Annotated in this window: 10 protein-coding genes, 2 rRNA genes and 2 pseudogenes; 2 read left to right on the forward strand and 12 right to left on the reverse strand. The window is 69.9% G+C overall.

Going from position 1 to position 18,327, the window contains the following annotated elements; all coding sequences use genetic code 11:
• Positions 1-82 precede the first annotated feature (82 nt).
• The 12 genes and pseudogenes from UK82_RS25420 to argC form a co-directional block, all read right to left on the reverse strand.
• A 23S ribosomal RNA gene (locus UK82_RS25420) occupies positions 83-3,191 on the reverse strand.
• Between the two features lie 411 nt (positions 3,192-3,602).
• A 16S ribosomal RNA gene (locus UK82_RS25425) occupies positions 3,603-5,112 on the reverse strand.
• Together the 16S and 23S rRNA genes form the textbook arrangement of a ribosomal RNA operon.
• 582 nt (positions 5,113-5,694) lie before the next feature.
• Positions 5,695-6,381 (reverse strand): DNA-3-methyladenine glycosylase, encoded by a 687-nt coding sequence (locus tag UK82_RS25430; protein ID WP_044886921.1) that lies wholly within the window; start codon positions 6,379-6,381, stop codon positions 5,695-5,697.
• Between the two features lie 44 nt (positions 6,382-6,425).
• Positions 6,426-7,952 (reverse strand): argininosuccinate lyase, encoded by a 1,527-nt coding sequence (gene argH / locus UK82_RS25435; RefSeq protein WP_044886920.1) that lies wholly within the window; start codon positions 7,950-7,952, stop codon positions 6,426-6,428.
• Positions 7,949-8,332, reverse strand: a pseudogene (locus UK82_RS40120) (argininosuccinate synthase domain-containing protein); the annotation flags it as partial. The gene argH and the pseudogene UK82_RS40120, both read right to left, overlap by 4 nt.
• A gap of 1 nt (position 8,333) precedes the next feature.
• A pseudogene (locus UK82_RS25440) lies at positions 8,334-9,151 on the reverse strand (argininosuccinate synthase); the annotation flags it as partial.
• A 12-nt stretch (positions 9,152-9,163) separates the two neighbouring features.
• Positions 9,164-9,904 (reverse strand): arginine repressor, encoded by a 741-nt coding sequence (gene argR, locus UK82_RS25445; RefSeq protein WP_044886918.1) that lies wholly within the window; start codon positions 9,902-9,904, stop codon positions 9,164-9,166.
• A complete protein-coding gene (argF, locus tag UK82_RS25450; protein ID WP_055409781.1) occupies positions 9,901-10,893 on the reverse strand; it encodes an ornithine carbamoyltransferase in 993 nt (330 codons plus the stop codon). Before argF ends, argR begins: the two co-directional genes overlap by 4 nt.
• Entirely contained in the window at positions 10,890-12,131 is a 1,242-nt protein-coding gene (locus UK82_RS25455) for an acetylornithine transaminase (protein ID WP_055409784.1), read from the reverse strand. Before UK82_RS25455 ends, argF begins: the two co-directional genes overlap by 4 nt.
• The gene (gene argB, locus UK82_RS25460; protein WP_052681273.1) at positions 12,128-13,168 is read right to left on the reverse strand and encodes an acetylglutamate kinase; all 1,041 of its coding nucleotides are present in this window, start codon (positions 13,166-13,168) and stop codon (positions 12,128-12,130) included. The genes UK82_RS25455 and argB overlap by 4 nt, the downstream gene beginning before the upstream one ends.
• Positions 13,165-14,325 (reverse strand): bifunctional glutamate N-acetyltransferase/amino-acid acetyltransferase ArgJ, encoded by a 1,161-nt coding sequence (gene argJ / locus UK82_RS25465; protein WP_055409833.1) that lies wholly within the window; start codon positions 14,323-14,325, stop codon positions 13,165-13,167. Before argJ ends, argB begins: the two co-directional genes overlap by 4 nt.
• A 154-nt stretch (positions 14,326-14,479) precedes the next feature.
• Positions 14,480-15,508 carry an N-acetyl-gamma-glutamyl-phosphate reductase gene (argC, locus tag UK82_RS25470; RefSeq protein ID WP_055409786.1) on the reverse strand — a complete coding sequence of 343 codons (1,029 nt, stop codon included), beginning with the start codon at positions 15,506-15,508 and terminating at the stop codon, positions 14,480-14,482.
• Between the two features lie 247 nt (positions 15,509-15,755).
• Between argC and UK82_RS25475 the strand changes: the two genes are divergently transcribed.
• Together UK82_RS25475 and UK82_RS34455 are read left to right on the forward strand one after the other, a co-directional pair.
• On the forward strand, positions 15,756-16,802 hold the full coding sequence (locus UK82_RS25475; RefSeq protein ID WP_055409788.1) for a TIGR04222 domain-containing membrane protein: 1,047 nt from the start codon (positions 15,756-15,758) through the stop codon (positions 16,800-16,802).
• Complete coding sequence (locus UK82_RS34455; protein ID WP_055409791.1) at positions 16,802-18,319, forward strand: DUF692 domain-containing protein; 1,518 nt, start codon at positions 16,802-16,804, stop codon at positions 18,317-18,319. The genes UK82_RS25475 and UK82_RS34455 overlap by 1 nt, the downstream gene beginning before the upstream one ends.
• Positions 18,320-18,327: the final 8 nt, after the last annotated feature.

Here is an 18,327-nt window from a genome sequence, read left to right on the forward strand (position 1 = left end):
CCGAAACACTATTCAACTATACAACCAGTAACCCAGACCGGCCATACAGCTGGGAACCGCACAGTGGACGCGTAGCACCTTCGAAGACAAGCCCTCGGCCTATTAGTACCGGTCAGCTCCATGCGTCACCGCACTTCCACCTCCGGCCTATCAACCCGATCATCTAGTCGGGGGCCTTACCAGGCTACCCTGTGGGAGACCTCATCTCGAAGCAGGCTTCCCGCTTAGATGCTTTCAGCGGTTATCCCTTCCGAACGTAGCCAACCAGCCATGCCCTNGGCAGAACAACTGNCACACCAGAGGTTCGTCCGTCCCGGTCCTCTCGTACTAGGGACAGCCCTTCTCAAGTCTCCTGCGCGCGCGGCGGATAGGGACCGAACTGTCTCACGACGTTCTAAACCCAGCTCGCGTACCGCTTTAATGGGCGAACAGCCCAACCCTTGGGACCTACTCCAGCCCCAGGATGCGACGAGCCGACATCGAGGTGCCAAACCTTGCCGTCGATATGGACTCTTGGGCAAGATCAGCCTGTTATCCCCGGGGTACCTTTTATCCGTTGAGCGACGGCGCTTCCACAAGCCACCGCCGGATCACTAGTCCCTGCTTTCGCACCTGCTCGACATGTCTGTCTCACAGTCAAGCTCCCTTGTGCACTTGCACTCAACACCTGATTGCCAACCAGGCTGAGGGAACCTTTGGGCGCCTCCGTTACTCTTTAGGAGGCAACCGCCCCAGTTAAACTACCCACCAGACACTGTCCCTGATCCGGATCACGGACCGAGGTTAGACATCCAGTACGACCAGAGTGGTATTTCAACAATGACTCCACCAGAACTGGCGTCCCAGCTTCACAGTCTCCCACCTATCCTACACAAGCCGAACCGAACACCAATATCAAGCTATAGTAAAGGTCCCGGGGTCTTTCCGTCCTGCCGCGCGTAACGAGCATCTTTACTCGTAATGCAATTTCGCCGAGTCTGTGGTTGAGACAGTGGGAAAGTCGTTACGCCATTCGTGCAGGTCGGAACTTACCCGACAAGGAATTTCGCTACCTTAGGATGGTTATAGTTACCACCGCCGTTTACTGGCGCTTAAGTTCTGAGCTTCGCCCCGAAGAGCTAACCCGTCCCCTTAACGTTCCAGCACCGGGCAGGCGTCACTCCGTATACATCGTCTTACGACTTAGCACGGAGCTATGTTTTTAGTAAACAGTCGCTTTCCCCTGGTCTCTGCGGCCACTCCCCGCTACGGAAGCAAGTCCCTACACGGAGAACGGCCCCCCTTCTCCCGAAGTTACGGGGGCATTTTGCCGAGTTCCTTAACCACAGTTCACTCGAACGCCTCGGTATTCTCTACCTGACCACCTGTGTCGGTTTAGGGTACGGGCGGCCCTGACACTCGCTAGAGGCTTTTCTCGGCAGCATGGGATCATCCACTTCGCCACAATCGGCTCGGCATCAGGTCTCAGACACATGGAACGCGGATTTACCTACGCACCGTCCTACACCCTTGCCCCAGGACAACCACCGCCTGGGTTGGACTACCCTCCTGCGTCACCCCATCGCTTGCCTACTACCAGCCGGGATCCCACCCTCCCAGACACATCTCCGAAAAGACACATCCGATCAGATGGTTAGCACAACCAGGTTCAGCATGGGCGCGTCAGCGCCGGTACGGGAATATCAACCCGTTGTCCATCGACTACGCCTGTCGGCCTCGCCTTAGGTCCCGACTCACCCTGGGCGGATTAGCCTGCCCCAGGAACCCTTGGTCATCCGGCGGACGGGTTTCTCACCCGTCATTCGCTACTCATGCCTGCATTCTCACTCGTATGGCATCCACGACTAGGTCACCCCGCCGCTTCACACGCCACACGACGCTCCCCTACCCATACACACACCTGGACACCCGCAAAGATGCCTGGCTAACATGCGTATGCCGCAGCTTCGGCGGTGCGCTTGAGCCCCGCTACATTGTCGGCGCGGAATCACTTGACCAGTGAGCTATTACGCACTCTTTCAAGGGTGGCTGCTTCTAAGCCAACCTCCTGGTTGTCTATGCGACTCCACATCCTTTTCCACTTAGCGCACGCTTAGGGGCCTTAGCTGGCGATCTGGGCTGTTTCCCTCTCGACNACGAAGCTTATCCCCCGCAGTCTCACTGCCGCACTTCACTTACCGGCATTCGGAGTTTGGCTGACTTCAGTAAGCTTGTGGGCCCCCTAGGCCATCCAGTGCTCTACCTCCGGCAAGAAACATGCGACGCTGCACCTAAATGCATTTCGGGGAGAACCAGCTATCACCGAGTTTGATTGGCCTTTCACCCCTACCCACAGCTCATCCCCCAGGTTTTCAACCCTGGTGGGTTCGGTCCTCCACACGGTCTTACCCGCGCTTCAACCTGGCCATGGGTAGATCACTCGGCTTCGGGTCTTGGACATGCGACTCAAACGCCCTATTCGGACTCGCTTTCGCTACGGCTACCCCACACGGGTTAACCTCGCCACACATCGCAAACTCGCAGGCTCATTCTTCAAAAGGCACGCGGTCACCAGACCGAAGTCCAGCTCCCACGGATTGTAGGCACACGGTTTCAGGTACTATTTCACTCCCCTCCCGGGGTACTTTTCACCTTTCCCTCACGGTACTAGTCCGCTATCGGTCACCAGGGAGTATTTAGGCTTAGCGGGTGGTCCCGCCAGATTCACACGGAATTTCACGGGCTCCGTGCTACTTGGGAACACGTCCGGGAGGAACACTGTTTTCAGCTACAGGGCTATTACCCTCTATGGCGGTCCATTCGCATGACCTTCGCCTAACAGCGCTCTTTCTGACTCCCTGACGGAACGGCAGTCCCGTCCAGACGATCCCACAACCCCAGCATCGCAACGCCTGCCGGCTATCACACGACACTGGTTTAGCCTCATCCGCTTTCGCTCACCACTACTCGCGGAATCACGGTTGTTTTCTCTTCCTGCGGGTAATGAGATGTTTCACTTCCCCGCGTTCCCTCCACATGCCCTATGTGTTCAGGCATGGGTGACAGGATTTAAAGCCCTGCCGGGTTTCCCCATTCGGAAATCCTCGGATCACAGCTCGGTTGACAGCTCCCCGAGGCATATCGCAGCCTCCCACGTCCTTCATCGGCTCCTGGTGCCAAGGCATCCACCGTGCGCCCTTACTAACTTGGCCACAAAGATGCTCGCGTCCACTGTGCAGTTCTCAACGTACGGACGGCCCCAGCCGACCCGGCAGAACCCACCCCCACACGGGAAGCAGTCCCCTACCACGACCGGTCCGTTCACCAGCAGACCCCCACCACAACCCCCCGAAGGAGATCAGCAGAAGGGGTCACACCAGACGAGGAAGCCTCACTCCCTCAGGACCCAACAGCGTGCCACGCACCACCAGCCACCCACCAGACCCGTTCCACCCGCCCAACCCCCCCGAAGAGAAGCCACACGGAGTACTAGACATCCAGCAGACAACCAGAAGCACTATCGTCAGCGTTCCACCCATGAGCAACCAGACCGGCATGCACATCCGGCCCTGGCCCTGAACCAGCCCACCCCCAACAGGACAGACCAGCCAGACGCTCCTTAGAAAGGAGGTGATCCAGCCGCACCTTCCGNTACGGCTACCTTGTTACGACTTCGTCCCAATCGCCGGTCCCACCTTCGACGGCTCCCCCCACAAGGGTTAGGCCACCGGCTTCGGGTGTTACCGACTTTCGTGACGTGACGGGCGGTGTGTACAAGGCCCGGGAACGTATTCACCGCAGCATTGCTGATCTGCGATTACTAGCGACTCCGACTTCACGGGGTCGAGTTGCAGACCCCGATCCGAACTGAGACCGGCTTTTTGGGATTCGCTCCACCTCGCGGTATCGCAGCCCTTTGTACCGGCCATTGTAGCATGTGTGCAGCCCAGGACGTAAGGGGCATGATGACTTGACGTCATCCCCACCTTCCTCCGAGTTGACCCCGGCAGTCTCCTATGAGTCCCCGACATAACTCGCTGGCAACATAGGACGAGGGTTGCGCTCGTTGCGGGACTTAACCCAACATCTCACGACACGAGCTGACGACAGCCATGCACCACCTGTGCAGGACCCTTACGGACCCCGTATCTCTACGAGATTTCCCTGCATGTCAAGCCCTGGTAAGGTTCTTCGCGTTGCATCGAATTAAGCCACATGCTCCGCCGCTTGTGCGGGCCCCCGTCAATTCCTTTGAGTTTTAGCCTTGCGGCCGTACTCCCCAGGCGGGGCGCTTAATGCGTTAGCTGCGGCACGGAGGCCGTGGAAGGTCCCCCACACCTAGCGCCCAACGTTTACGGCGTGGACTACCAGGGTATCTAATCCTGTTCGCTCCCCACGCTTTCGCTCCTTAGCGTCAGTTCCGGCCCAGAGACCCGCCTTCGCCACCGGTGTTCCTCCTGATATCTGCGCATTTCACCGCTACACCAGGAATTCCAGTCTCCCCTGCCGGACTCTAGCCTGCCCGTATCGACTGCAGGCCCGGGGTTGAGCCCCGGGTTTTCACAGCCGACGCGACAGGCCGCCTACGAGCTCTTTACGCCCAATAATTCCGGACAACGCTTGCACCCTACGTATTACCGCGGCTGCTGGCACGTAGTTGGCCGGTGCTTCTTCTGCAGGNANCGTCACTTGCGCTTCGTCCCTGCTGAAAGAGGTTTACAACCCGAAGGCCGTCATCCCCCACGCGGNGTCGCTGCGTCAGGCTTTCGCCCATTGCGCAATATTCCCCACTGCTGCCTCCCGTAGGAGTCTGGGCCGTGTCTCAGTCCCAGTGTGGCCGGTCGCCCTCTCAGGCCGGCTACCCGTCGTCGCCTTGGTAGGCCATCACCCCACCAACAAGCTGATAGGCCGCGGGCCCATCCCGAGCCGATAAATCTTTCCACACCACCAGATGCCCAGCAGTGTCATATCCGGCATTAGCCCCGGTTTCCCGAAGTTATTCCAGAGCTCGGGGCAGGTTGCCCACGTGTTACTCACCCGTTCGCCGCTAGGAGCCGAAGCCCCTCGCTCGACTTGCATGTGTTAAGCACGCCGCCAGCGTTCGTCCTGAGCCAGGATCAAACTCTCCATCAATGATTTCGAGAGTGCCGGCAAAACCGGCAGACCCCGACATCGACACCACAACCGTGATGCCGTGTCCAAAGGAATCCCTCACGACCACAACCAGCCACCCCCCACACACCAGAACGATGCGCGAAGAACAACCAGCCAGGCCATGAACGGGGTAAAACAATTGGCACTGACAATCGGCACGCTGTTGAGTTCTCAAGGAGCAGGCGCGAACGAGGTTACATCCGGAGATGTCGCACTCGTGCAGATTCCTAGCCACTTACGAAGTTTTTTGGAGCAGTGCTCGTCAGTACGCCCAAGAAGGGGCCGCCTCGCACCTGCTCTACCCGAGCGCCCTCCGGAGAGGGGCTCTGCCAGCGAGTGGAGCCGCCCTGTTCGGCGTCTGCCGTGCTGCGCTGACAGAGAGAACATTACGGGTGGATGACGGTGGGCGTCAAATCAATCCCCCGATCAGATGTGTGACCTATGTCACACCACTCACAGAGAGGTTCGTTGTGATGTTCTGATATGGGAGGCTTGGTGGTCTGGGCCAAGTTGCCCAGGTGAGAGCGGCGCACCGTCCGTCCACATCTGTCCGCAGCTCTGTCACCTGCGGCGACGGCTTGGCCGCGCGCTGCTGACCGACGGCTCACCCGCCAACCAGAAGCGCCACGGACGCTCGGCGCCCGCGCTGATCCCCACCCGTGGGCCTCGTTCGATCCTTTGGCCGGGCGTCCCCGGCCTCGCACCTTCCACTGCCGGTCCCTCGTCCACTGCCAGCCCCTCGCCCACTGCCGGTCCGCCACCGAGCCCGGCGGCCGCAGGCGCCGGCGGGAGAACGACAAGGGGCCCGCCGCCCGTCACCGGAGTTCCGGTCAGCGACGCGGCGACACCGAGAACCCGCCCGAGCCGCCCGGGCCCCCGGGCCAGGTCCCGGGCGGCGAGCGTCGGCCAGCGGGCCTGCGCCGCCTCGCGGCCGGCGACGACTTCGCCGGCCCGCAGCAGCACCGCGGACCCCTCCCCCACCGGCCCGCAGACGATGTTGAGACACCAGTGGAGGCCGTAGCTGAGGTACACGTACGCCCGGCCCGGCGGCCCGAACATCACCGCAGCCCTCGGGGTCGGCCCGCGAAAGGCGTGGGAGGCGGGATCGCCCAGGCCGGCGTACGCCTCGACCTCCGTGATCCGAACGGCAACCGGCCCGTGCCGGACCGTCGCACCGAGCAGATCCGGTGCCACGGCCAGCACGGGCCGGTCGAAGAAGCCCGCCGGATACGGCGCCGGGCCGGCCACGTCGGTGGCCGGCCCGGGACCCTCAGGGGGCTCGGGAGTCCCCGTCAGTCCACCGCCCACTCGCGGTCCCGGTCGAGGACCGGCCGCAGCGCCGCGAGCTGCTCACGCACGCGATCCGGCGCGGTCCCGCCAGGCGCGGAGCGGGCCTGCAGGGCGCCGGAGACCGACAGCACGCTGCGCACGTCCGCGGTCAGCAACGGATTGATCACCGCGAGGTCGTCGTCGGAGACGTCGTCCAGGTCGACGTCGTGGGCCACGCACCAGGAGACGAGCTGGCCGACGGCCTCGTGCGCCTGCCGGAACGGCACGCCGCGGCGCACCAGGTACTCGGCGACGTCGGTCGCCAGCGCGAAGCCGTCCGGCGCGGCCGCGGCCAGCCGCTCGCGACGGACCCGCATCGTCGCGACGGTGCCCGTCAGCGCGGGCAACACCAGCAGCAGCGTGTCGACCGCGTCGAAGACCGGTTCCTTGTCCTCCTGCAGGTCCCGGTCGTAGGCGAGCGGGAGCCCCTTGAGGGTGGCGAGGAAGCCGGTCAGCCCGCCGATGAGCCGGCCGGACTTGCCCCGGGCGAGCTCGGCGACGTCCGGGTTCTTCTTCTGCGGCATGATCGAGCTGCCGGTCGCGAAGGCGTCGTCCAGCTCGACCCAGCCGAACTCGCGGGTCGTCCAGAGCACGATCTCCTCGCCGAGGCGGGACAGGTGCACCCCGATCAGCGCGGCCACGAACAGGAACTCTGCGGCGAAGTCGCGGTCCGACACGGCGTCGAGCGAGTTTTCGAACGCCCGGTCGAATCCCAACTCGGCGGCAACGCCCCGCGGGTCCAGCGGCAGCGACGAGCCAGCCAGCGCCCCGGCGCCGAGCGCGCTCACCGACGCCCGACGGTCCCAGTCCCGCAGCCGGTCGGTGTCCCGCACGAACGCCTGCACGTGGGCGAGCAACTGGTGGCCGAACGAGATCGGCTGGGCGTGCTGCAGGTGGGTCATCCCCGGCGCCGGGGTGTCCACGTGCTGCCCGGCGACGGTGACCAGCGCCTCGGACAGCTCCGTCAGTCGGGCCGCCACCTGACGGGCGTGCTCGCGCAGGTACAGGCGCAGGTCGGTGGCGACCTGGTCGTTGCGGCTGCGGCCGGCGCGCAGCTTGCCACCGAGCGCGCCGAGCCGCTCCAGCAGCCCGCGTTCGAGGGCGGTGTGGACGTCCTCGTCCTCGACCGTGGGCCGGAACCGGCCCTGGGCGACCGCGTCGGACAGGTCGTCGATGGCGGCGAGCATCGCGGTGAGCTCGGCGTCGTCGAGCAGGCCGGCCCGGTGCAGCACCCGGGCGTGCGACTTCGAGGCGAGCAGGTCGTACGGCGCGAGCCGCCAGTCGAACTGGACGCTCACCGACAGCCGGGCGAGCGCCTCCGCCGGGCCGCCGGCGAACCGCCCGCCCCACAGCCGCATCGGCGCGCCGGGCGCCGCCCCGCCGGCGAGCACCCCGCCGGCGGGCGCGTCCGCGTCGGTGGCCCCGCCGGCGGCTGGTGCAGCGGACGGCTTCGGCGCCGCCGCATCCTCGGAGTGATCCGTCGAGGTCACGGGTTCAGCCGCTGCTCACGGGCCGCCCAGACCTTCGTCGGCAGGCCCCAGAGCTCGATGAACCCGCGCGCGTCACCCTGATCGAACTGGTCGCCGGCGTCGTAGGTGGCCAGGGCGTGGTCGTAGAGGCTGCCCGGGCTGCGCCGGCCGACGACCTGGGCGACCCCGCCCGCGAGCCGCAGCCGCACGTCCCCGGTGACCCCGGCGCTCGCCGAGTCGACGAAGGCGTCGAGGGCGGCCTTGAGCGGCGAGTACCACAGACCGTCGTAGACGATCTCGCCCCAGCGCTGGTCGACGCCCCGCTTGAACCGAGCGACGTCGCGCTCGAGGGTGAGGTCCTCCAGGTCACGGTGCGCGGTCAGCAGGGTGATCGCCGCCGGNCACTCGTAGATCTCCCGGCTCTTGATCCCGACCAGGCGGTCCTCGATCAGGTCGATCCGGCCGACGCCGTGCGCGCCCGCGCGGGTGTTGAGCTCGGCGACGAGCTCGGCCAGCGGCAGGGAACGCCCGTCCAGACCGGTCGGGATGCCGTCGGTGAAGGAGATCGTCACCTCGTCGGGAGTCCGGGCGACCGTCGGGTCCGCCGAGTAGACGAAGACGTCCTCCGGCGGCTGCGCCCACGGGTCCTCGAGGATGCCGCACTCGGCGGTGCGCCCCCACAGGTTCTGGTCGATCGAGTACGGCGAGCGCTTGGACACGTCGATGGGCAGCCCGCGCTCCTCGGCGAAGGCGATCGCCTTGTCCCGGGTCATGCCCGAGTCGCGCACCGGGGCCAGCACCTTCAGCCCGGGCGCCAGCGCCGACACGCCGACCTCGAACCGCACCTGGTCGTTGCCCTTGCCGGTGCAGCCGTGGGCGATCGCGTCCGCGCCGTGCTCGCGGGCGGCCGCGACGAGGTGCTTGACGATGATCGGCCGCGACAGCGACGAGATCAACGGGTACCGGTCCATGTACAGCGCGTTGCTCCGGATCGCCGGGGCAACGAAGGACTCGGCGAACTCCGTGCGGGCGTCAACCACGATCGACTCGACGGCGCCGCAGGTGAGGGCGCGCTGGCGGATGGCCTCGAGGTCCTCGCCGCCCTGGCCGACATCGACCGCCAGCGCGACGACCTCGGCGCCGGTCTCGGCGCCGATCCAGCCGATGGCCACGGACGTGTCGAGGCCGCCCGAGTAGGCAAGCACGACGCGTTCGGTCACGGGACTTACTCCTTATGTCGGATTGCGCGGAAGATCATCATCAGGTGTGCCGGTGTCGGTACCCGCCAGGACCGCCCCGCCCGCCGGCGGGGTGCGTGGGCGGGCCTGGGCGGCGGCGGCCACGCTCGGCACGGCGCGGGCGCGCCCGTCGGCGAGCCGTAGCAGGTGGGCGGCCAGGCCCGGGCCGCCCGCGACCGGGGCCTGGCCCGCGGACGGTCCGACCGGCGGCGCCTCCCCCGGGCTCTCCCCGTCGGCCGGGGCAACCCCGGAGATGCTCCCATCCCCGGGGGCGGGCAGCTGCGCCCGGCAGACGACGAGGACCGTGTCGTCCCCGGCGATCGTGCCCATGACCGCCGGCAGCGCCTCCCGGTCCAGCGCGGAGGCGAAGAGCTGGGCGGCCCCGGGCGGGGTGCGCAAGACGACGAGGTCGCCGTTGGCCTCCGCCGAGACCAGCAGCTCCTCGCACAGCCGGGTCAACGGAAGCCGGACGATCTCCGCCGGCGCGAGGTTCACGTCGACGGCGTAGACCAGCCCGCCGTCGGCGCCGCGCACCTTCGTCGCCCCGATCTCCTCCAGGTCACGGGACAGGGTGGCCTGGGTGACCTGGACGCCCTCGGTCGCGAGCAGGCGGGCGAGCTCCGACTGCGAACGCACCGGCCGCTGCGCGATCAGCGCCGCCAGCCGCGCCTGCCGGGCGTGCTTGGTCAGCGGAGCGGCCCGCCGCACCTCCGCCCCCGCGCCCGCCGTGGTCATCGGACCGTGCCCTCCCCAGCGGCAATGCCCTCCCCGGTAGACGAGCCCGCCCCCGTCGACGGCGGCGCGAGCAGGAGCGAGAGCAGGGCCTTCTGCGCGTGCAGCCGGTTCTCGGCCTGGTCGAACACGACCGAGTGCGGCCCGTCGAGCACCGACGCGGCGATCTCCAGCTCCCGGTGCGCCGGCAGGCAGTGCATGACCAGCACGTCCGGCCGGGCGGCCTCGACGGCCTTCTCGTCGAGCTGGTAGGGCTGGAACACCAACGAGCGGCTGTCCGACTCGCCCTCCTGGCCCATCGACGCCCACACGTCGGTGTAGAGCACGTCGGCGCCGGCGGCCGCCTCCAGCGCGTCGTGCATGACGAGCGCCTCGCCGCCGGTGGCCGCGCCGATCTCGTTGGCGTGCCGGACGACCTGCTCGAACGGCTCGTAGCCGGGCGGAGAGGCCACGTGCACCCGCATCCCCGCGAGCGCCCCGGCGAGCAGCAGCGAATGCGCCACGTTGTTGCCGTCGCCGAGGTAGGTCAGGGTGAGCCCGGCGAGCCTGCCCCGGCGCTCCCGGATCGTCTGCAGGTCGGCCAGCGCCTGGCAGGGGTGGGCATGGTCGGACAGCGCGTTGACGACCGGCACGCTCGCCGTGGCCGCGAGCCGCTCGAGGCGCTCCTGGGCGAAGGTGCGCACGACGATCGCGTCGACGTACCGGCTGAGCACGGCGGCGGTGTCCTCGATCGTCTCGCCGCGGCCGAGCTGGGTGCTCGCCGCGTCGATGACGACCGGATGGCCGCCGAGCTCGGCGACGCCGACGTCGAACGACAGCCGGGTGCGGGTCGAGGGCTTCTCGAACAGCAGGGCCACCGACCGCCCGGCGAGCGGGCGGTCCGCCGGCCCTGGGGCGCGGCGGCGGGCCTTGAGCTGGTCGGCGACGTCGAGAACGGCGGCCTGCTCCGCGGAGGTCAGGTCGGTGTCGAGAAGGAAGTGTCGGGCCGTCATGCGCCGACCTTAGAGGCTTGCTCCGCCAGGCTCGCGCCATCGCGCGCGGCGCCGACGATCGCGGGCAGCGCCGCGACGAAGGCGTCCGCCTCGGCGTCGGTGAGGATCAGTGGCGGGGCGAGCCGGACGGCGTCCGGGGCGACCGCGTTGACCAGATAGCCCGCCGCGCGGGCCGCCGTCTCCACCGCCGGGGCGAACGGGCCGGCGAGCTCGATCGCCCGCCACAGGCCCACGCCGCGCACCCCGACGATCCCCGGGATCCCCGCCGCGACGATCTGCGCGGCGAGCCGGTCGCCCAGCCGCGTCGCGTGGTCGAGCAGCCCCTCGGTGGTGATCGTGTCGAGCACGGCCAGGGCCGCCGCGCAGACGATCGGGCCGCCGCCGAACGTGCTGCCGTGATCGCCGGGGCGCAGCAGGTCCGCCGCGGCACCGATGCCGATGCAGGCGCCGATCGGCAGGCCGCCGCCGAGGCCCTTGGCGAGGGTGACGACGTCGGGTTGGACGCCGACGGCCTGGTGGGCGAACCAGGAGCCGGTCCGGCCGATGCCGCTCTGCACCTCGTCGAACACCAGCAGGGCTCCGGCGTCGTCGCAGGCCGCCCGCGCCTGCGCCAGGTAGCCCGGCGGCGGCGGCACCACGCCGGCCTCCCCGAGGGTCGGCTCCAGGAACACCGCCGAGGTCCGCTCGCCGACCGCGGCCCGCAGCGCGGCGGCGTCGCCGTAGGGCACGAACCGCACGCCGGGCAGCAGCGGCTCGAACGGCGCGCGCTTGGCCGGCTGCCCGGTGATGGACAGCGCGCCGAGGGTACGGCCGTGGAACGAGCCCTCGGCGGCGACGATCTCCGGCCGGCCAGTACGCCGCGCGATCTTGATGGCGGCCTCGTTGGCCTCGGCTCCGGAGTTGGCGAAGAAGATCTTCGCACCGCCGGCGGGCAGGCCCGGGGCCGGGGCGCCCGCGGCGAGCAGCTCGACGAGCCGTTCGGCCAGGCGCACCTGCGGCTCGTTAGCGTACAGGTTCGACACGTGGCCGAGGGTGTCGAACTGGTCGACGACGGCGGCCCGGATCGCCGGATGGCTGTGGCCGAGCACGCTGACGGCGATCCCGCCGAGCAGGTCGAGGTACTCGCGCCCGGCGTCGTCCCACACCCGGGTGCCCTTCCCGCGGATCAGGGAGATCGTCGGACGGCCGTAGGTCGCCATCACGACGGCGTCGCGCCGGGCAAGCAGATCGGCGGTCATGGCCGTCCTCCGGTCTCGTGGGCGGTTGGTCCGACGGCCGGTGCGGGCACGGCGGCCGGTGCGGGGGGCGGGGGCGCGGTCGGGACGGCGGCGGGTCCGGCCAGGTCGCGATCGGGAGTGATCAGGGTGCCGATGCCGTCGTCGGTGAAGATCTCCAGCAGCACGGCGTGCGGCACCCGGCCGTCGAGCACGTGCGCCTGCGGCACGCCGCCGCGCACCGCCCGCCGGCACGCCTCCATCTTCGGAATCATGCCGGCCGCGAGCGTGGGCAGGAGCTGTTCGAGCTCTGTGATGCTCAGCTCGCTGAGCACCTCGTCGCTGGTCGGCCAGTCCGCGTACAGCCCCTCGACGTCGGTGAGGACGACGAGCTTGGTGGCGCCGAGGGCGACGGCGAGCTCCGCGGCGGCCGTGTCGGCGTTGACGTTGTAGACGCCGCCGTCGATCCCGCGGGCGACCGACGCGACAACGGGCACCTTGCCGGAGTCGAGCAGGGCGTTGACCGTCTCGGCCCGGACCTCGACGATGTCGCCGACGAGGCCGACGTCGACCTCCTCCCCGTCGACGATCGCGGGGCGTCGGCGCGCGGTGAACAGGTTCGCGTCCTCGCCCGACAGGCCCACGGCGAACGGGCCGTGGTCGTTGACCAGGCCGACGACGTCCCGGTTGACCTGGCCGAGCAGCACCATCCGCACGACGTCCATGGTCTCCGGCGTGGTGACCCGCAGGCCGCCGACGAACGTCGACTCGACGCCGAGGCGCGCCAGGTGCGCGGTGATCTGCGGGCCGCCGCCGTGGACGACCACCACCCGCAGCCCCGAGTAGCGCAGGAAGACGATGTCGGCGGCGAACGCGGCGCGCAGCGCGGGCTCGGTCATCGCGTTGCCGCCGTACTTGATGACGATCGTGGCGCCCTGGAAGCGGGACAGCCACGGCAGCGCCTCGATGAGGACCTGGGTCTTGGCCAGCGCCGCGTGCCCGCGGGCGGTCGCCGCCGGGCCCCGGCCGGCGCCGGCGGTGGTGGGGGCGGTGTCGGTCATGTGGAGTAGGCCGAGTTCTCGTAGACGTAGCCGTCGGTCAGGTCGTTCGTCCAGACGGTGAGTTCCTCGGCGCCGGCGTGCAGATCGACGAGGATGTCGATCCGCCGGTCGGAGAGGTCGACGAGGTCGCGGTCCTCCCCGGGCGCACCCGCCCGGCAGACCTGCACCCCGTTCATCGACACGTCGAGCTGGTCGGGCTCGAAGGCGGCCTGGGTGGTGCCGACCGCGGCGAGGACGCGCCCCCAGTTCGGGTCCTTGCCGTAGAGGGCGCACTTGAGCAGGTTGTTGCGGGCGACGGACCGGCCGACCTCCAGGGCGTCGGACTCGCTCGCGGCCCCGGTGACAGTGATCGCGATGGTCTTCGTGGAGCCCTCGGCGTCGCCGAGCATCTGCTGGGCCAGGTCGTCGCACACCTCGGCGACGAGCCCGGTGAGCTCGGCCTCGGGCAGCGTCACCCCGGAGGCGCCCGAGGCGAGCAGCAGCACGGTGTCGTTGGTGGACAGGCAGCCGTCGGAGTCGACCCGCTCGAACGTGACCCGGGACGCCTGGCGCACCGCCCGGTCGAGGGTCGCGGCGTCGGCGACGGCGTCGGTGGTGACGACGACGAGCATGGTCGCCAGCGACGGGGCCAGCATCGCCGCGCCCTTGCCCATCGCGCCGACGGTCACTCCCGGCGTCGTGGTGGAGCTCCGCACGGCGGTCTTCGCGACGGTGTCGGTGGTGCGGATCGCCTCGGCCGCGTCGTCGCCGCCGGTGTCGGCGAGGTCCGCGACGGCCCTGGTGACCCCGGCGAGCAGGGTGTCCATCGGCAGCCGGACGCCGATCAGCCCGGTGGAGCAGACCGCGACGTCCCCGGCGCCGAGGCCGAGGCCGGCCGCGACGTGCTCGGCCGTGGCATGGGTGTCGGCGAAGCCGGCCGGCCCGGTGCAGGCGTTGGCGCCGCCGGAGTTGAGGACCACGGCGCGCAGCCGGCCGTCGGCGAGGGCCTGGCGGGTCCACAGCACGGGCGCGGCCTGGATCCGGTTGCGGGTGAACACGCCGGCGGCGGCGTCGGACGGCCCGTCGTTGACGACGAGCGCCACGTCCGGACGCCCGGACGGCTTCAACCCGGCCGCGACTCCGGCGGCCCGGAAGCCCTTGGGGGCGGTCACGCTCACCTCGGCCACTCCTGTCTGCTGTCCACGTCTGTGCCGTTCACGTCGCTGTCTGTGCCGTTCACGTCGCTCGATCGACGACCGGCGGTCGCCTTGACTGCGTATCCCGAGGCGGCGATGTCCGTTTCGTCCCTCTGGATAGGCAAGGAACGTCCGGTCATGGCGCGATGCCCTGCGCGGTCAGGCCCGCGGTCTCGGACAGGCCGAGCATGAGGTTGGCGCACTGCAGCGCCTGGCCGGCCGCGCCCTTGCCGAGGTTGTCGATGGCGGACACGACGATCGCCCGCCCGGACTCGGCGTCGAAGGTGCCCTGCACGTGCACGGCGTTGCCGCCGAGGGTCGCCGCGGCGTGCGGCCAACGCCCGGGCGGCAGCACCCGGACGAACGGCTCGCCCGCGTACGCCGAGCGCAACGCCTCGTACACGGCATCGGCGTCGGTGCCGGGGGTGGCCCGCCCGGAGCAGGTCGCGAGGATGCCTCGGGGCAGCGGGGCGAGCACAGGGGTGAACGACAGGCTCACCGCGGTCCCGGCCACGCCGGACAGGGCCTGCACGATCTCCGGACGGTGCTGGTGGGTGCCGACCTTGTACGCGGTGAGGTCGCCCATCACCTCGCTGCCGAGCAGGTTGACCTTGGCCGAGCGGCCCGCGCCGGAGGTGCCGCTGGCGGCGACGACGTTGAGGTCCTGCGGTTCGACGAGGCCCGCGGCCAGCAGTGGCGCGAGGGCGAGCGTGGAGGCCGTCGGGTAGCAGCCCGGCGCCGCGACCCGGCGGCTCGCGGCGATCCGCACGCGCGCCCCGGGCAGCTCGGGCAGGCCGTAGGTCCAGGTGCCGGCGTGCTCGCCGCCGTAGGCGCGTCGCCACGCCTCCGGGTCGGCGAGGCGGTGGTCGGCGCCGAGGTCGACGACGCGCACGGTGCTAGGCAGGGTGGCCGCCACCGCCGCCGACTGCCCGTGCGGCAGAGCGAGGAAGACGACGTCCGCCTCGGCCGCGGCGAGCGTCTCGGCGTCGGTGAAGACGCGGTCGGACAGGTCGGGCAGGTTCGGGTGCACGTCCGTCACGGGCAGGCCGACCGACGTGTTCGCCGCCAGCGCGCCGATCTCGATCTCCGGGTGGGCGAGCAGCAGGCGGAGAAGCTCCCCGCCGCCGTACCCGCTCGCCCCTGCCACTGCTGCGGTCACTCCCATGTGCAAGGTTATACACACGAGCTTATGGGCATGCAACGACATTCGGCGAACGCGGGCGGCGCGGCGGGCAGCGCGGCCGCGTCGGCCGCGGGCGCAGACGTCGGTCCGCGCCCCCTCCGCGCCGGGCGTCGACCGCCTGACCTGGCAGTTGACCTCACGTTGACGCTGAAGGTACCGCGCCCTCCCATCCTGGGCCGCACATATCACGCACTGTCCTCGGACGATGCGCGGCAGTGAGGAGCGGCGGATGGTGATCGCGATCGGCTATGTCGCGTTGGTGATCGTCCTGTGGATCGGCACGTGGGCCGCGTGGCGGGCGGCCCAGCGCGGCGCACCCGCGCCCGCCCCCGACCGGGTCGGCACGGGAGCGGGCGACGCCGGGCGAGACGGCACCGACGGGGACGGCACGAGAAGGGGGCGCGCCGCGACTCGCCTGACCGCCCCCAGATCGGTCGTCGACCGCTTCGGACTCGACGCCGACGGCCTGGGACCGCGGCCGGAGCAGGCCGAGGAGCTGGCCCTGCTCGACGGCGGCCCGGATCTGGCGGCGCTGGTCGCGGTGGTCGCGCTCAACGAATCGGAAGCCGTGGGGCCGGGCGCCACCCCGGGAACCGTGATCTCCCGTCGCCCCGCGGTCTGCGCGGATCAGGATCTGCGCTGCGCCATCCACCAGGAGATCGACGCGCACGGCGGGCGCCGCATCGCCGAGCTCGGTCGGTGGCTCGCCGGCACCCCCGCGCTGGCCGCAACGCGCCAGCGGCTGTGCGAGGAGGGGCTCCTGCCCACCGTCCGGCAGAAGCGGGTGCTGCGCTGGTGCCGGGCCGCCGCGCTGGCCCTGTTCGTCGGCGGGATCATCCTGCTGGTGGCGGACGTCGGCTCGCCCGACGGCAGCGCCGTCTTCGTGCTGTCGCTCGGCGAGGTCGGCGCCCTCGTTCTCGGCGTCCGCCTCCAGACGCCGCAGACCACTGCGGCCGGGTGGGCGGTGGCGGTCGAGGCCCGGCGGCGCCTGCCCGGACTGGCCGGCGGCGGTCTGCCGGGGCAGCATGCGCTCGCGGTCGCGCTGTTCGGACCGGAGGCGCTCGGCGGCGCCGACCGGAAACTGGCCACCGAGCTCGGGCTGCTCGCGCCCGCCGTTCGGCCGCGACCCCGAGGCACCGCCCGATCGAGAAGAAGCCTCGACACCACCTCGAGTGGCGGCTGCGGCGGCGGGGGTAGTTGCGGCGGAGGGGGTAGCTGCGGCGGGGGATGCGGTGGCGGAGGGTGCGGCGGCGGGGGTTGTGGAGGCGGGGGGTGATGGCCCGGCTCCGACCGTCCCGACCGACTTCGCCGCTGCCACCCGGGTTGGGGGTGGGCTGGCGCCCGCCCCTCGCCGCCGCGATCGCCGAGCGTGGCGACCTGGCGTTCGTCGAACTGATCGCGGAGAGCGTCGACCCCGACCGGCCGTTGCCGGTCGCCCTGACCGAGCTGGACGTGCCGATGGTGCCGCACGGCGTCCGGCTGTCGCTGGGGGGCAGCGAGCCGCTGGACCGCGCCCGCGTCGACCGGTTCGTCCGTGTCGCGCAGCGTCTGGACGCCCCACTGGTCAGCGAGCACGCCGCGTTCGTCCGGGCCGGCGGGGTCGAGGCCGGGCACCTGCTGCCGGTGCCGCGTACCCGCGCGGCGCTGCGGGTGCTGGCGCGCAACATCCGGTCGCTGAGCGCGGAGCTGTCCGTTCCGCTCGCGGTGGAGAACCCGGCGGCGCTGCTGCGCTGGCCCGACGACGAGCTGGACTCCGCGGCGTTCCTCACCGAGCTGGCCGAGCAGACCGGGGTGATGCTGCTGCTCGACGTCGCCAACCTGTACGGCGACGTGGTCAACCACGGCACCGATCCCGACCGGTTCCTGGCCGCCATCCCCTGGGAACGGGTCGCCTACCTGCACGTCGCCGGCGGCGTCACCGCCGGCGGCCTGTACCACGACTCGCACGCCCACCCGGTTCGCCCACAGGTCCTCGAGCTGCTGCGCACCGCCGTCGACCACTGGCCGGGCCCGCTGCCCTGCCTGCTGGAACGGGACACCCACCTGCCGCCGGTGGCCGAGTTCCATGCCGAGCTCGACGCGGTCACCCGCGCCGCGGGCCTGACCCGCGCGACGATCAGCACAGCGATCAGCACGACGACCGGCGCGGCGGCGAGCGGGGCGGGATCGGTGCCGGGATCCGGGACGGGGGCCGGGAGGGGATCCGAGACGGGGGCCGCCCGCGCGGGTCTGGAGCCGGCCGACGCGCGGGCCGACGGGGAGCTACTTGCCGGGCAGATCGCACTGGTCCGGGCGCTCACGGCGGGAGACGGCCCACCGCCCGGTTTCGCCACGGACCGGATCGAGGCGACCCGCGCGGCATTGATCGACAAGCGCCGGTCGGTAGTGGTCGAGCACTGGCCCGCGTTGGCGCGGACCCCCGGCTTCCGCGCCGGGTTCGCGGCCGTCGCCGCGTGGCTCCCACCGACGACGACCTGGGCAGACGCCCACGCGTACGCCCGGGAGCACTACGACATGCTCGATGTCGACGCCCGCGCGGAGCTGCTCGTGGCGTGCACGGCCGGCCGGCGCTTCGCCCTGGCGTGCAGCCGACCGGGCCGCCTTCCGGCGTGCCTGCGCGGCCCCGGCACGGACCGATTCCTCGGTGGAGGTGGTTCCGGGGCCGATACCCCTCCCGCGGCGGACCGCGACGAACCGGTCCCGGCCGGGGCGGGAAAACGCGGCGGGCTGCTCGTCTTGATCCGGCTGCCCCTGGTGGGGCTGCTCGTCCTCGGCCGGCGCGGGCACGGCTAGACCCGGCG

This window comes from Frankia sp. ACN1ag (assembly GCF_001414035.1).
Taxonomy (GTDB): domain Bacteria; phylum Actinomycetota; class Actinomycetes; order Frankiales; family Frankiaceae; genus Frankia; species Frankia torreyi.

What these genes read in the sequence shown, in the direction of transcription:
- argR (WP_044886918.1), bottom strand. Translation starts at nt 9,904, where the DNA reads ATGACCACGGCGGGCGCGGGGGCGGAGGTGCGGCGGGCCGCTCCGCTG.
- argF (WP_055409781.1), bottom strand. Translation starts at nt 10,893, where the DNA reads ATGACGGCCCGACACTTCCTTCTCGACACCGACCTGACCTCCGCGGAG.
- UK82_RS25455 (WP_055409784.1), bottom strand. Translation starts at nt 12,131, where the DNA reads ATGACCGCCGATCTGCTTGCCCGGCGCGACGCCGTCGTGATGGCGACC.
- argB (WP_052681273.1), bottom strand. Translation starts at nt 13,168, where the DNA reads ATGACCGACACCGCCCCCACCACCGCCGGCGCCGGCCGGGGCCCGGCG.
- argC (WP_055409786.1), bottom strand. Translation starts at nt 15,508, where the DNA reads ATGGGAGTGACCGCAGCAGTGGCAGGGGCGAGCGGGTACGGCGGCGGG.
- UK82_RS25475 (WP_055409788.1), top strand. Translation starts at nt 15,756, where the DNA reads ATGGTGATCGCGATCGGCTATGTCGCGTTGGTGATCGTCCTGTGGATC.
- UK82_RS34455 (WP_055409791.1), top strand. Translation starts at nt 16,802, where the DNA reads ATGGCCCGGCTCCGACCGTCCCGACCGACTTCGCCGCTGCCACCCGGG.